This is a genomic window from Paenibacillus sp. FSL R5-0470, assembly GCF_037975205.1.
Taxonomy (GTDB): Bacteria; Bacillota; Bacilli; order Paenibacillales; family Paenibacillaceae; genus Paenibacillus_AQ.
This window is the reverse complement of record NZ_CP150238.1, coordinates 598902-611411: the sequence shown is the minus strand read 5'-3', so window position 1 is coordinate 611411 and position 12510 is coordinate 598902. Positions and strand designations below refer to the sequence as shown.

At 45.0% G+C, this 12510-nt stretch carries 13 protein-coding genes and 2 riboswitches; of the genes, 3 read left to right on the top strand and 10 right to left on the bottom strand.

Features of this window, described 5'->3' with window-relative positions:
- Window positions 1–119 precede the first annotated feature (119 nt).
- The 4 genes from kdpC to MKY99_RS02705 all read right to left on the bottom strand — a co-directional run bounded on the left by kdpC (window position 120) and on the right by MKY99_RS02705 (window position 5143).
- Window positions 120–728, bottom strand: coding sequence for a potassium-transporting ATPase subunit KdpC (kdpC, locus tag MKY99_RS02720; RefSeq protein WP_339271474.1), 609 nt, complete (start codon window positions 726–728; stop codon window positions 120–122).
- A 55-nt stretch (window positions 729–783) separates the two neighbouring features.
- A complete protein-coding gene (gene kdpB / locus MKY99_RS02715) occupies window positions 784–2817 on the bottom strand; it encodes a potassium-transporting ATPase subunit KdpB (protein WP_339268515.1) in 2034 nt (677 codons plus the stop codon).
- Between the two features lie 16 nt (window positions 2818–2833).
- On the bottom strand, window positions 2834–4510 hold the full coding sequence (gene kdpA, locus MKY99_RS02710) for a potassium-transporting ATPase subunit KdpA (protein ID WP_339268513.1): 1677 nt from the start codon (window positions 4508–4510) through the stop codon (window positions 2834–2836).
- 216 nt (window positions 4511–4726) lie between these two features.
- Window positions 4727–5143 carry a hypothetical protein gene (locus MKY99_RS02705; protein WP_076285918.1) on the bottom strand — a complete coding sequence of 139 codons (417 nt, stop codon included), beginning with the start codon at window positions 5141–5143 and terminating at the stop codon, window positions 4727–4729.
- A gap of 190 nt (window positions 5144–5333) precedes the next feature.
- A riboswitch (cyclic di-AMP (ydaO/yuaA leader) is annotated at window positions 5334–5523 on the bottom strand.
- Between the two features lie 420 nt (window positions 5524–5943).
- Window positions 5944–6109, top strand: a riboswitch (cyclic di-AMP (ydaO/yuaA leader).
- Between the two features lie 133 nt (window positions 6110–6242).
- Here MKY99_RS02705 and MKY99_RS02700 point away from each other — a divergent pair.
- From MKY99_RS02700 to MKY99_RS02690, 3 genes are all read left to right on the top strand, one after another.
- Window positions 6243–6734: a hypothetical protein gene (locus MKY99_RS02700; RefSeq protein ID WP_339268511.1), complete on the top strand. Its 492-nt coding sequence runs from the start codon at window positions 6243–6245 to the stop codon at window positions 6732–6734.
- A 16-nt stretch (window positions 6735–6750) separates the two neighbouring features.
- Window positions 6751–7260 carry a hypothetical protein gene (locus MKY99_RS02695; protein ID WP_094877483.1) on the top strand — a complete coding sequence of 170 codons (510 nt, stop codon included), beginning with the start codon at window positions 6751–6753 and terminating at the stop codon, window positions 7258–7260.
- Window positions 7261–7392: 132 nt separating this feature from the next.
- Window positions 7393–7752 carry a hypothetical protein gene (locus MKY99_RS02690; protein ID WP_339268508.1) on the top strand — a complete coding sequence of 120 codons (360 nt, stop codon included), beginning with the start codon at window positions 7393–7395 and terminating at the stop codon, window positions 7750–7752.
- A gap of 91 nt (window positions 7753–7843) precedes the next feature.
- Here MKY99_RS02690 and MKY99_RS02685 read toward each other — a convergent pair whose 3' ends face one another.
- The 6 genes from MKY99_RS02685 to MKY99_RS02660 are packed head-to-tail and all read right to left on the bottom strand — an operon-like array spanning window position 7844 to window position 12278.
- Complete coding sequence (locus MKY99_RS02685) at window positions 7844–8035, bottom strand: hypothetical protein (RefSeq protein ID WP_339268506.1); 192 nt, start codon at window positions 8033–8035, stop codon at window positions 7844–7846.
- 34 nt (window positions 8036–8069) lie between these two features.
- On the bottom strand, window positions 8070–9359 hold the full coding sequence (locus MKY99_RS02680) for an ABC transporter permease (RefSeq protein ID WP_339268505.1): 1290 nt from the start codon (window positions 9357–9359) through the stop codon (window positions 8070–8072).
- A complete protein-coding gene (locus tag MKY99_RS02675; RefSeq protein WP_339268504.1) occupies window positions 9352–10254 on the bottom strand; it encodes an ATP-binding cassette domain-containing protein in 903 nt (300 codons plus the stop codon). Before MKY99_RS02675 ends, MKY99_RS02680 begins: the two co-directional genes overlap by 8 nt.
- 4 nt (window positions 10255–10258) lie before the next feature.
- Window positions 10259–11188 carry an ABC transporter ATP-binding protein gene (locus MKY99_RS02670; protein ID WP_339268503.1) on the bottom strand — a complete coding sequence of 310 codons (930 nt, stop codon included), beginning with the start codon at window positions 11186–11188 and terminating at the stop codon, window positions 10259–10261.
- Window positions 11189–11207: 19 nt separating this feature from the next.
- Window positions 11208–11603 carry a GntR family transcriptional regulator gene (locus MKY99_RS02665; protein ID WP_339268501.1) on the bottom strand — a complete coding sequence of 132 codons (396 nt, stop codon included), beginning with the start codon at window positions 11601–11603 and terminating at the stop codon, window positions 11208–11210.
- A gap of 60 nt (window positions 11604–11663) precedes the next feature.
- Window positions 11664–12278: a hypothetical protein gene (locus MKY99_RS02660; protein ID WP_339268500.1), complete on the bottom strand. Its 615-nt coding sequence runs from the start codon at window positions 12276–12278 to the stop codon at window positions 11664–11666.
- Window positions 12279–12510 lie beyond the last annotated feature (232 nt).

The window sequence follows — 12510 nt, the reverse complement described above, 5'->3', positions numbered from 1 at the left end:
GACAGCCGTTTCTCGTAGAAATATAAGAAAGTATAATGTGAAACTTATACTTTCTTATATTTTAGAAAGCAAGATATCCCTGCCCGATTCTAGTAATCTGGCAGGGATATTTACTATATTTATTTGTTCACTAGTTTCAGTAGATCCATGTTCAGCTTCAACACATTGACCCGTTCTTCACCAAACAACCCTAAGTCACGACCCTCGGTATGCTTATTTACGAGCTCTTCCAGCTGCGATGCAGGAATACCGGTTAAATTGCTAATCCGAGGAATCTGCACCATTGCTGAAGCTGGTGTGATATGCGGATCAAGCCCCGAACCCGAGTTGGTGACCAAATCAACTGGCAATTTGTTCACGGGCACATCCGGATTATCGAGCTTCCACTGCGTAATGAAATCCTTTGTCCGCTGCAGCATATCCGGATTGGATGGAGCGTAGTTATTGGACCCTGAGGCTTCTGCTTTATACTCAATACTAGACACACGACCATGAAATAGTCCTGGGTTCGTAAAGTTCTGCCCAATGAGTTCCGAGCCTACAACTACTCCAGCATCATTCTTAAGCAAGCTGCCGTTCGCTTGCGACGGCATTAGAACCTGGGCAAGCGCTGTAGTTGTCAGAGGATAGATCACTCCGCAGAGAACAATAAATACTAAACTTAGTCGCACAATAATAAAGAAATAAGCACCTTTCGATGATGATAACTGCTCTTCAGTGTCCTCCATGGAGTTTCCGTTATTCACGATGCTCTCACCCTTTCAATGATTAGTCAACACGTCGTTAAATCCATACACTTACGATCATATCAATGAGCTTGATGCCCGCAAAAGGAACTACCACTCCGCCTAGCCCATAGATAAATATATTGCGTCCAAGCAGCTTCGTAGAGCTCATAGCTTTATACGACACACCCTTCATAGCCAGTGGGATGAGCAGCGGAATAATAATCGCATTAAATATTAAGGCGGATATTATAGCCGAGCTTGGCGAGCCTAGTCCCATTACATTCAGGGCTTCCATTTCAGGAATAGCGAGCATGAACATCGCCGGAATAATGGCGAAATACTTCGCGATATCATTCGCGATACTAAAGGTTGTTAACGCACCCCGCGTCATCAGCAGCTGTTTACCAATCGCCACGACCTCAATAATCTTCGAAGGGTCAGAGTCCAAATCGACCATATTTGCTGCTTCCTTAGCAGCTGTAGTGCCGCTATTCATGGCTAAGCCCACATCAGCTTGTGCAAGGGCAGGGGCATCATTTGTACCATCCCCAGTCATCGCAACCAGCTTACCCTCGTTCTGTTCGCGGCGAATGACTGCTATTTTATCCTCAGGTGTACTTTCCGCGATGAAATCATCTACCCCCGCTTCACGGGCAATCGTAGCTGCGGTCAGCGGATTGTCACCCGTACACATGATGGTCTTAATCCCCATTTTCCGCAGCTCATCAAACCGCTCTTTCATGCCTGGCTTTACGGTATCCTTCAAGTAAATAAGTCCATAGATCCGATTGTCTACCGCAACCGCTAACGGGGTCCCCCCCATCCGGGCGATGGCATCAGAATTACTGTCGAGGTTCGCGGGAATGACACCGCCTTTCGACTGTACCCATTTCTTCACGGAGTCTACCGCACCTTTGCGTACGCAGCGTCCATCTTGCAGGTCAATACCACTCATCCGTGTTTCGGCCTTAAACTCTACGATTTCGCCACCTTCAGCAAGCTTGCTGTCATAGCTGCGTTCCAGCTTCTTGGCCAGCTCAATTACAGAACGTCCCTCAGGCGTCTCATCCTTTAGGGAACTGATGGCCGCCCACGCTGTAAGCTCAGCTTCCGTTTCATTTCCGACAGGAACAAATTCACTCGCCATCCGGTTCCCGAAGGTAATCGTACCGGTCTTATCTAGGATCATCGTATTAATATCGCCGGCAGCCTCAACTGCCTTACCCGACATGGCGAGTACATTAAACTGGGTCACCCGGTCCATACCCGCTATTCCGATTGCGGAGAGTAGCCCCCCGATTGTTGTCGGAATCAGACAGACCAACAAGGCGATCATAACCGGAATATCAAGATCAACACCTAGATAAGTTGCAATCGGCCGCAAGGTCACTACTACAATCAAGAAAATCAGCGTCAGACTGATCAAAAGCGTATTTAGCGCAATTTCGTTAGGTGTCTTCTGACGTTTCGCCCCTTCAACAAGAGAGATCATTCGATCTAGAAACGACTCACCAGGATCACTTGTAATTCTGACTTTAATCTCATCACTGACGACCCGTGTACCGCCTGTAACGGAGCCAAAGTCCCCACCAGCCTCCTTGATTACAGGTGCAGATTCACCTGTAATCGCTGATTCATCTACGGAAGCCAGCCCTTCAATCACCTCACCGTCACCAGGGATGAGTTCTCCCTGACTGACAATGACGATATCTCCTTTACGCAACTCGGAGGAAGAGACTGTCTTCACCGCTCCTCCAACCAGTTTGTTAGCTGTGATATCTTGTTTTGTTTTCTTGAGCGAATCGGCTTGGGCTTTCCCCCGGCCTTCTGCCAGTGCTTCAGCGAAGTTCGCAAACAGCACTGTAAACAGCAGAATGAACAACACTGTGATATTGAAGCCTATCGATTGCTCTGCATTAAAATATCCAGGAGCCAGCACCATGAGGAGGACAATGATCGTACCGACCTCTACCACGAACATGACGGGATTTTTGATTAGCGTTACTGGGTTAAGCTTTATAAAACTATCCTTTACAGCGCTAAGGAGTATGGGTCCCGTCAGCAGCTTTTTTCTTTTTACAGTACTCATCTTATTCTCCCTCTTCCTACCGTAAGGTTAGATATTCTGCAATGGGGCCGAGTACAATGACCGGCAGGAACGTCAACGCACCGATAATCACTACTGTACCAATCAGAATTCCCGTAAACAGTCCATTGTCTGTGCGGAACGTGCCAATCGTCTCAGGAACCGGCTTCTTCTTAAGCAGAGAACCTGCTACCGCCAGCATTGCAATGATAGAGACATAACGACCTAGCAGCATGACAATCCCGGTTGTGACATTCCAAAAAGTTGTATTGTCTGCAAGCCCTTCAAATCCTGAACCATTGTTCGCGGCAGAAGAGACATATTCATATAACACTTGGCTGAGTCCATGGAATCCAGTGTTCGTAATCGCCCCTTGCCCCAAATCGGTCAGGAACGCAGCTGCGGTTGGCACAAGGATAATGAACGGATGCACAAGGATCGCTATGGCAATCAGCTTCATCTCCTTGGCCTCTATTTTCCGTCCGAGGAACTCCGGTGTCCTGCCGACCATGAGACCGCACAGGAAGACACCCAGAATCGCATACATCAGCATATTGATCAGTCCAACACCTTTACCACCGAAGACATTGTTGAGCATCATCAGTGCAAGAGGCGTAATACCTCCCAGCGGCGTCAGCGTATCATGCATATTGTTAACACTACCTGTCGTAGCTGCGGTTGTTACTGAAGTAAACAAGGAAGACTGCGGTATGCCGAAGCGCACCTCTTTACCTTCCATACTACCTTGTGAAGATTCAATTCCTAGTGCATTGATCGCCGGATTGCCTTTCGATTCAGCATAGAAGTTTAGGCTTAACAGCAGAACAAACAAGGTCATCATTGCGGTAAAAATTACCCAGCCCTGACGTTTGTTCTTGGCAAACAATCCGTACATATAAGGGAGCGAAGCTGGCAGCATCCACATAGAGAGAATCTCTAGCACGTTCGTAAGTGGATTAGGGTTCTCAAAAGGATGCGATGAATTGGCCCCGAAGAAGCCGCCACCATTCGTGCCCAGATGTTTGATCGATTCCAAAGAAGCTACTGGACCGATAGCAATTTGTTGTGTTTGGCCCTCTAGTGTAGTGACTTCAAGTGATGGCTTGAGCGTTTGTGGCACATGTAGTCCTACCAGCACCAATGAAACTAACAAAGCTAGCGGAATGAACACACGAATATGCGCTTTGACGAAATCCTCGAAGAAGTTCCCGACTGATTTCCGTCCCGTGATTCCTCTGACAAAGGCAACCGCAACAGAAAATCCGCTCGCTGCAGATGTGAACATCATCATCGTGATGACAGCCATTTGTGAAAAATACGAAAGCCCCGTCTCCCCGCTATAATGCTGCAGGTTCGTATTGGTCATAAAGCTGATCACTGTATTGAATGAAAGCGTCTGTTCCATATCCGTAATTCCATTCGGGTTTAACGGCAATCCCCGCTGCAATCTAAGAACAATGTAACTGAAAGTAACCAATACGATATTTGTTAACACAAAGCTGAGCGCATACTTCTTCCAAGACATTCCGTCCCGTTTTTTCAGGCCGATCAGCTTATAAATCCCTTTTTCCATGCCTCCAAACCATCGATCCGTACGGTTCGGTTCATTAGAAAATACATAATATAAATACGTGCCCATCGGCTTAACCAGCAAGATAAGAATTACGATTACAGCAACTATTTGCAAAATGCCCATGAATGCCCCTCCTTAAAATTTCTCCGGATGAATCAATGCGTAAACCAGATATACAAACAACAGTAGGGTAACAGCGATTACTAGAATCACAACTTATCCCTCCCTGTATCCTCAACTACACCTGCGCACCAGCGCATAAATCCATAAAACAACCCGTAAATTACAGCTAACGAAGCCACCATATACAGATCCATCATATCTCCCGCACTCCTTCTTTTATCCTTGATGAGGTGATTTATCGATTAGAAAATCAGCATCACCACTATGAGAATAGATTACATAACTTGCACCAAGTCTTTTATAGACCAATCTAGGATTTATTGAGCTTGTGATTACAAAAATCGGCTGTGTCGTCCAGGTGCGGCACATCTGAATGTAGCGGCAGCATAACGTAAAGCTGCTCTCGAACAGATATACCCGTCCTACCGGGAACGGCGGGCGAAACCAAGTATTCTGATGGCGGGTATCAACTAGAACGACTTGTTCAATCCCCATCTCTTCGAGTAGGGCCTTCTCAGGCAAGTTGTTGGTCAATCCGGCCATCTTAATGCCTCTGAATTTTAGAAGCTTAATAAAATGTTCGCCTGCCTTCGTTGGCGCACATACCAGTACATATTCATTCTGATCTGTCATCTCTTATTCTCCTCAAATGCTTTGCTTGTAAGATCAGAGCTTGATCACCCTGATCTTGAAAGAAAAGCTACCGCTAATGATGAATATAACGACCTCTTCGTGAGGTTTTCCATAAATGCTTTGCTTAAAAAAGCACAGCAAAAAGCCACAAAGGATTCTCCTCTGTGGCTCGCTAGCGGTCACATTGCACTCATCCTCTCTCCATACGCTTACGAGGTTAGCTGTCGGATTCGGGCGGTGAGAGTCGCCCTACCTGTATAGATACGAGCTCACTCGCATCTTCTACAGGATTCACCCCATAACCGGCTTCCGACTCTCACATCGTCTGCCGATTGTTGGTTCCCCCGCTTTCCTTAACGGAAATTAAGCGGATCAAATATTCGATTGTTGTTGAAACAGGAGTAATCATACCCTTATGCAGGAAGAATTGTAAAACCTGATTGATGCCAAAATAATGCAAATTAAAAACTATTTTCGTATCGGATAGCGCTTACTTGATATCCAATCTCTCTATATCTCTTGTTTACTCGAGTTTTAATCCATTAGCGAAAAGCGGGCATACCATGTGATTTTATTCACCACAAATGTAGAAATCTTAAAAAAACGCCTTTATAGGTAAGAAAACAAGAAGTCGAGATTAAGCGAGGAAGAAGCCCGATAACTCGCAATAAATACCTATTTGGTTCCCTTTTCCGTCGTAGTAGGCAGGATTTGGTTTAAATCGCGCTCAAAAGAACACTTTCTGTTTTTACAGAAACACCTTGAAAAGAGTATGATTCGGGTTGAATCTATTTCACGAAATACATTCAACGCTGAGTTCCTGTATTTGCAGGGAACGGGGGAACCATCAGGTCACATGGCCTACTTGGGGTGAATCCGAAGGAGACTGTCCAAGTCTCATATAGGTAGGGCGACTCTCACCGTCCGAATCCGACAGCTAACCTCGTAAGCGTAAAGAGAGAGACCCTTGATCCGCCACGCTTTGGCACAGGTGTGTATATACCTGTATTCCAAAACCGCAGCAGAGGTCCTCCTCTTGCTGCGGTTTTTGCGTTACCTGAATCTATAGGGTGATAGCATGCTGGACGGGGTGAAAGAAATGAAACACTATTATTGGGGAACTCAGCAAGGGCTACTTGAGCCGATAAGTCTAAATTATGTTTGCTTTGGAGCGTTGTGGTTCGAAGAGGATCATCACAGAACTATTGTCGGCTATGCTTTTGGTCAGAAGCAGATTGAATCACTTCGCCATTTCAGCAGCCCATCTACCTGTGAATACTGTATGGACCGAACAATTATATACGAAATATATAAAAGTATCCGAGAAAAGCAACAGCTGCAGGATTGGTCAGCACACCAACGTTTTCCGTGGCTCACCGCTTTTAAGGAACCGTGGAAAGATGTTGCAGTCGGTTGGTACGTAATGAGATCCCGCAACACCTTTCCCTTACATTTATCCGTTATACGCAAACAGAAATTCAGACTATGGCTAGAGCATGCCGCAGTCTGTGAGAATGAAGCTGAAATGCTCGCCTGTATAGAGAAGGCTAATGACATTCACCATGTAGATCTTAAGCTTTTGGAAACCTAAGGAGGAAAAAACTGTCATGGACCAGCGAAGACTGTCTCGCATAGAAGTATTCGTCTTTGATTCACCTGAGCCTATTCATTATGGAATGGAGGCTGATCAAGGCAGCCGTTATGGCATCCTGAAACTTACCTGTAAAGGAGGTAGCAGCTGGGGGGCATGTCTTATCTCTGCCAATACCAAAACTTTCGATCTTATTAAATGGAGTTCTTTTCTCAGAATGATATACCATTGCCGGCTAGAGGAAGCGATAGATAAAGTACGTACCCATGGTTCAGAGTGGGATCAGACTCAGTTTGAGCTAGTGCAAGGTGCTTTACAGGATTTAAAAGCCAAGCTGCAGGGTAAATCCTTGGCAGGGCACATTGAGCAAGGTCGTCTGTACAGAGCTGTCGCTGGTGGGAGAGATTCCAAAGGAGGGCGGCTATATTATAAACCATCCAGTGTTGCGCTTCAAAAACATAGTTATCCAGAACCTGATACCGCCGAGCTTATCAACAAATCCATTTCTTACTTTTCTATATTATAGGTTCATCCCATAACCCATTCTGAAAGGATCGTGTTTATCATGCCTGACCCCTTACCTGCCGAATCATCCCGTAGAACTATATTTGCAGAGTGTGTTCAAAAGTGTACGAATGATATCTATATGCTCAGTTCCATGTTGTTACAACAATCAGCAGAAGCCGAGAAGGTTACTATCCGTACTTTTAAAGAGCTTCACAAAATATTCCGTCAAAAAAGCTTCGACAGCCAGCTATTCTCTATCGAAGCTTACCGCTCTTGTATCCGACAATGCGCCGATTATTACGCACGCCGGTCTCTTCTGTCTGCCAAGGCATTGCCTTGGGAGGAACAGCTTATAAAAACGATGTGGTATGGCCTAAAGCTATCTTTACCTCAAATAAGCATCATTCTGCAAAAGAGTCTTCCTGTACTAAAAGCACAGCTTAGGCGTGTGCGGGAGCAACTGACTGCTCAAGAGGATTTGCTGCCTAGTGGTAATCTATCCGTTGTCTAACTCCCTCAACTATCTTCCAAATAACTTTTACGATACGTACACAAAAAAAGAAAAAAGCCACGGCATCTGCCGCGGCTTCCTTTCCCTATTATTACGCTTTGCTCTTACGCGCCTTACCGTACATCCACAATCCCGCAATCATCCCTACCATGGCAACACCAGTCAATACACCTTGAGTGAAATCCATAACAGCGGATCCATCTGAATGGAGCATTCTACTAACCGTAGCCAGAGATACCGAACTCATTAAAAGCATCATATTGTATTGTTCACTTTTAGTCATGATTACCACTCCTTAAAAGTTTATATGAAGCCACTTAGATCTTGTAAGCCTTCATCGCTTTTCTGATCTCTTTAATACTTGGACGTTTGCCGTACATCAATACGCCTGTGCGATAGATCTTGGCAGCCAACCATCCAAAGATGAACGTGGTAACAAGCAGGATGGCTAATGATACAATAACTTGCCAGATCGCTACTTCACCAACACCAATCCGGAGCAGCATGGTCAATGGAGAGGTGAAAGGCACATAACTCGCTACCTTAACCAGCAGAGTATCCGCATTAGAGATACTGAACAGTGGAACATAGAATGCTACGAAGCCTAACATCATAATCGGCATAACCGCTTGGCCAAGATCCTCTGTACGGCTGACAATCGAACCTACAGCTGCATACATCAAGGCATAGAGGAAGTAACCTAGTACATAAAGAACAATTCCATAAAGCAACAAGTTAATATTAAGCTGGCCTAAATCCAGGTCTAAATCTTTCAAAATCGTTGCATTATGCGGAAGCTTAAGATTGACAACTACCGCTGCGATAATGACGCCAATTTGTAATAATCCTACTAAGAAGACACCGATAACTTTACCAAACATTTGCGCTAAAGGTGAGGCACTTGTAATCAGAATCTCCATGATCCGTGAGCTCTTCTCTGAAGTAATCTCAGCTGCGATCATATTACCGGTCATCATGATAGACATGAAGAACAGCATAAGCATGGCGTATACAATGACGTAATTAATAGGTGGAGCGGATTCCTGCGACGCATCCTTATCTCCCGCAGTCCCATCAGGGTTGAGCTGCTGAGTAGCTATCTGTACCGGTGTTGACATAGCAGCAATCTGCTCCTGCGTCAGCTTGTCGCCAACGATGAACTGGGTGTTGGCCTGCTGAAGGGCATTTTGGAGATAGATTTGCACATCGCCCTTCAATTCACCATTTTCACTATGATAAGTAACGGGTGGAAGTCCTTCGCCAGTAGGTTCTGCAAAAGTAACGTACCCCTCTACAGTCCCTTCCTCTAAAGCTTTCTTTAGCTCCGCATCGTCGGCAGAAGTATATTGCACAACTTTTGCCTGCGGCATTCCTTCAGGTGAAGTATATGCCTTCAACAACTCTGCAGCCTGATTTCCCTCTTCCGCGATCACAGCAATTTGAGTCTCTGCGTTTGTTTTAGAATCACCCTTAAACTGATCGATGATGTACGGAAGATTCATCCCAATGCTGAGCAGCAACACTAGAATTAATGTAGTAATCATGAATGATTTCGTTCTTACTTTATTTTTAAAGGTAAAGCCAATAATTGTCCCCATCTTATTCATGAGATTCACCCACCGCTCTGATAAAGATTTGATTTAATGTTGGTTCCTTAATTTCAAAATGCTCCACTTCACCCTGTGCCATCGCCTGCTGTAGGATACGTTGTGCTGCGCCGATCTCACTGATGGACAACAGATAACCTCGCTCCTGTCGCTGTACTGCTGTTACACCTGCAATTGATTCTAGACCGGTCACTTCGTTATCCGTACGCAACAATACTTGTTCACGAGGATACCCACTCTTAATCGTACGAATATCGCCCTGCACGACAGTATTGGAACGATCCAAAATCGTAATATTACGGCAAAGCTCTTCAACATGCTCCATCCGGTGAGTAGAGAATAAGATACTCGTTCCTTGATCACGTAATTCTTTTACCGTATCTTTCAGTAGTTCCACGTTAACAGGGTCCAAGCCACTGAAGGCTTCATCAAGGATGAGAATTTGCGGTTTATGAACGACTGCGGCGATAAAGCCCATTTTCTGCTGATTCCCTTTGGAGAGCTCTTCAATCTTCTTATTGTAATAATCTGGAACCTCAAACCGATCAAGCCAATAGCGGAGGCTCTTATCTGCATCACTAGCTGACATCCCGCGCAGACGTGCCAAGTAGACGATTTGATCGCTTACCTTTACCTTTGGATATAATCCTCTTTCTTCGGGCAGATAGCCCGTGATTTGCTGAAGTTCGCTGTTATATGGCTTTCCATTATACAAAATTTTTCCACCATCAGGGTAAATTAGGCCAAGCACCATGCGCATTGTGGTTGTTTTCCCTGCACCATTTGCCCCCAGTAATCCGTAAATTTCCCCCTTGCCTACCGTTAGGTTAATTCCGTTTACAGCAGTTTTTTCTCCATATTGCTTCATTACACTTTCCAGCTTTAAGGCTTCCATTTCTCTAGTCCCCTCTCTTGTGATCAATCAGGATAGGACGGTGTCCCTGTGTCCATAAACCCAATATTTCGTCCAGTTCTAAACTGCGACTCTTGATAACCTTTACGCCCAAGTCCTGAATGCGTTTCTCGTTCTTAGAAAATTGTTCTATGATAAAAGAAGCTACACCCGGTGTATCCATGGTAAAGTTTATACCTCCCGGTAATTCCGCTGATAACTCAGCAAGCTCCTCTTCATCTGCAACCTGTACCCACACCTCTGTCCAAGTACCGAATAAACTGTCTTTCTCGGCCATACCTAGCAGTTCACCTCTATGCATAAGCACGATATAATCAGCCAACCGCCGCACCTCTTCTACAATGTGTGTGGAGATGATGATCGTAGCGTTGTTCTCATCCATATATTTAAGCAGCGTCTCGATCATAATCTTCCAGGCAAAGGGATCAAGACCTGATGAAGGTTCATCCAATAGCAGCAGACTTGGGCGTGACGCAAGTGCTGCGGCAATTTCGAATTTCCGACGCTCACCCTTAGACATCTTAGAAAGCCTCATATGATATGGAACCTCAAAGCGATCCAATAGATCCTGAAAATACGACTTATCCCAGTTCGGATACCAATGCTGTCGAAAATGAGCTGCCTCTTCTGCATTCCAGTGGTTCTCCTCAGTAATCGATGTCTCAGGAACATAGGCAATGGTCTGCCGCAGCTCCAGAGGCAACCCGCTATCATACCTGTTCTCAAACCAATATATCTCGCCTTCCTCTGGATTGGTCAGCTGCATCAGTAGATTCAGTAGCGTGCTTTTGCCAGATCCATTCTGACCTACCAGGGCTGTAATATATCCTCTTGGCAGATTCATGGTCAGCGGTCCTATCGTCTTGTTTCGTCGCTGTTTAAGTACATTCCGCAATTCTATAGCCATCTGTACCATATGAATATGCGCCCCCCTTTCATTCCTTTGCTCTATACTTGCGTTCTACAATCTCCATAAAAATCTGCTCAAGTTCATCCTTGCTGCAATGTACAGATCGGCCGATATCCACAGCACTTTCAAGTGCTTTGCCTACCGTGTCCCGTTTGTATTCTTCCATTGCTCCGTCGCCTACATGGGATACAAAGGTACCTGTTCCTTGTCTCGTTCGCAGCAAACCTTCATTCTCCAGATCCTGATATACGCGCCGCACTGTAATTACACTGCATTTCAGATCTCCTGCGAACTCACGAATCGAGGGCAGTAGCGTACCTTCTGTAATGACTCCGCTAATGATTAAGGATCTAAGCTGAGTCTCTATCTGATGATAGAGGGGCTCTGCACTATTTTCGTTGATTTGTACCGGTATCCACATTATTTACACCTCGCCTTCCACTCTAGCGTGCTAGAGCGCAGTCCTTGCCATTCCGATTTTTTATACGAGATTGCGACTCTTCAGTCGATGTATAGTCCATTTAGAGAATAACTGCACAGATATTGTTCCCAGTAGAAGTGACCCCCACATGATCGGAGATAACAGCCCCCACTCCTTGGAATAGGAGATACTGTATAAAAACAAATTGCCTCCCCCAAGTGTAACTAGGAATGATATTCCCCACGATAACACTACGATAAGCAATGTTAGCCATAGATAAGCTTTGCCGCTAAAAAGATACTCAATAAAAATATATAGACCTGAGACCATGAAGCCGAAGCCGAGCCATGTAATGGCAAAAGCTATATACGAGGGAACCGCCAGCTCTGTCCGGAAATTTTCCCCTAACAAGTAAACAATACCGAAGAATAACGTACCATTTAGAATAAAGGAGCCTACCCCCTGAAGTTTTCTCCGCGATAGTATTACTGCAGTTGGAATCGGTAAGGTTCTTAAGTAAACCAACATTTTTGTGTAAGAGTCTTCACTCCAATATTTCATGGAACGGCGAGAGAATGTTAATCCCAATAAGGGTATAAAGGAGAGAAATAAGAAATCTGTTATCATCGTCCGATCCTGCTCACCTAGTACGTCATTTGCTACCAGGCTAGTCATTCCACCAAGATAACACATAAAAATAACTGTTATTACGAGGGTCCCAAATATCTTTAATTTGTCTCCGCGAAAATCAGAGCGCAACATAAACCATGAATCTTTTAATGTTCTCATTAAAACTAACCTCGCTTTACAATGTCTTCAGCGTCTAGCAGAAGCAGGTGTTCATATCCCTGTGCTTACTGTATATATCTATATACACAGTATATGACCTTAATTTACCATTGTCAAT

What these genes read in the sequence shown, in the direction of transcription:
- kdpC (WP_339271474.1), bottom strand. Translation starts at nt 728, where the DNA reads ATGGAGGACACTGAAGAGCAGTTATCATCATCGAAAGGTGCTTATTTC.
- kdpB (WP_339268515.1), bottom strand. Translation starts at nt 2,817, where the DNA reads ATGAGTACTGTAAAAAGAAAAAAGCTGCTGACGGGACCCATACTCCTT.
- kdpA (WP_339268513.1), bottom strand. Translation starts at nt 4,510, where the DNA reads ATGGGCATTTTGCAAATAGTTGCTGTAATCGTAATTCTTATCTTGCTG.
- MKY99_RS02705 (WP_076285918.1), bottom strand. Translation starts at nt 5,143, where the DNA reads ATGACAGATCAGAATGAATATGTACTGGTATGTGCGCCAACGAAGGCA.
- MKY99_RS02700 (WP_339268511.1), top strand. Translation starts at nt 6,243, where the DNA reads ATGAAACACTATTATTGGGGAACTCAGCAAGGGCTACTTGAGCCGATA.
- MKY99_RS02695 (WP_094877483.1), top strand. Translation starts at nt 6,751, where the DNA reads ATGGACCAGCGAAGACTGTCTCGCATAGAAGTATTCGTCTTTGATTCA.
- MKY99_RS02690 (WP_339268508.1), top strand. Translation starts at nt 7,393, where the DNA reads ATGTTGTTACAACAATCAGCAGAAGCCGAGAAGGTTACTATCCGTACT.
- MKY99_RS02685 (WP_339268506.1), bottom strand. Translation starts at nt 8,035, where the DNA reads ATGACTAAAAGTGAACAATACAATATGATGCTTTTAATGAGTTCGGTA.
- MKY99_RS02680 (WP_339268505.1), bottom strand. Translation starts at nt 9,359, where the DNA reads ATGAATAAGATGGGGACAATTATTGGCTTTACCTTTAAAAATAAAGTA.
- MKY99_RS02675 (WP_339268504.1), bottom strand. Translation starts at nt 10,254, where the DNA reads ATGGAAGCCTTAAAGCTGGAAAGTGTAATGAAGCAATATGGAGAAAAA.
- MKY99_RS02670 (WP_339268503.1), bottom strand. Translation starts at nt 11,188, where the DNA reads ATGGTACAGATGGCTATAGAATTGCGGAATGTACTTAAACAGCGACGA.
- MKY99_RS02665 (WP_339268501.1), bottom strand. Translation starts at nt 11,603, where the DNA reads ATGTGGATACCGGTACAAATCAACGAAAATAGTGCAGAGCCCCTCTAT.
- MKY99_RS02660 (WP_339268500.1), bottom strand. Translation starts at nt 12,278, where the DNA reads ATGACTAGCCTGGTAGCAAATGACGTACTAGGTGAGCAGGATCGGACG.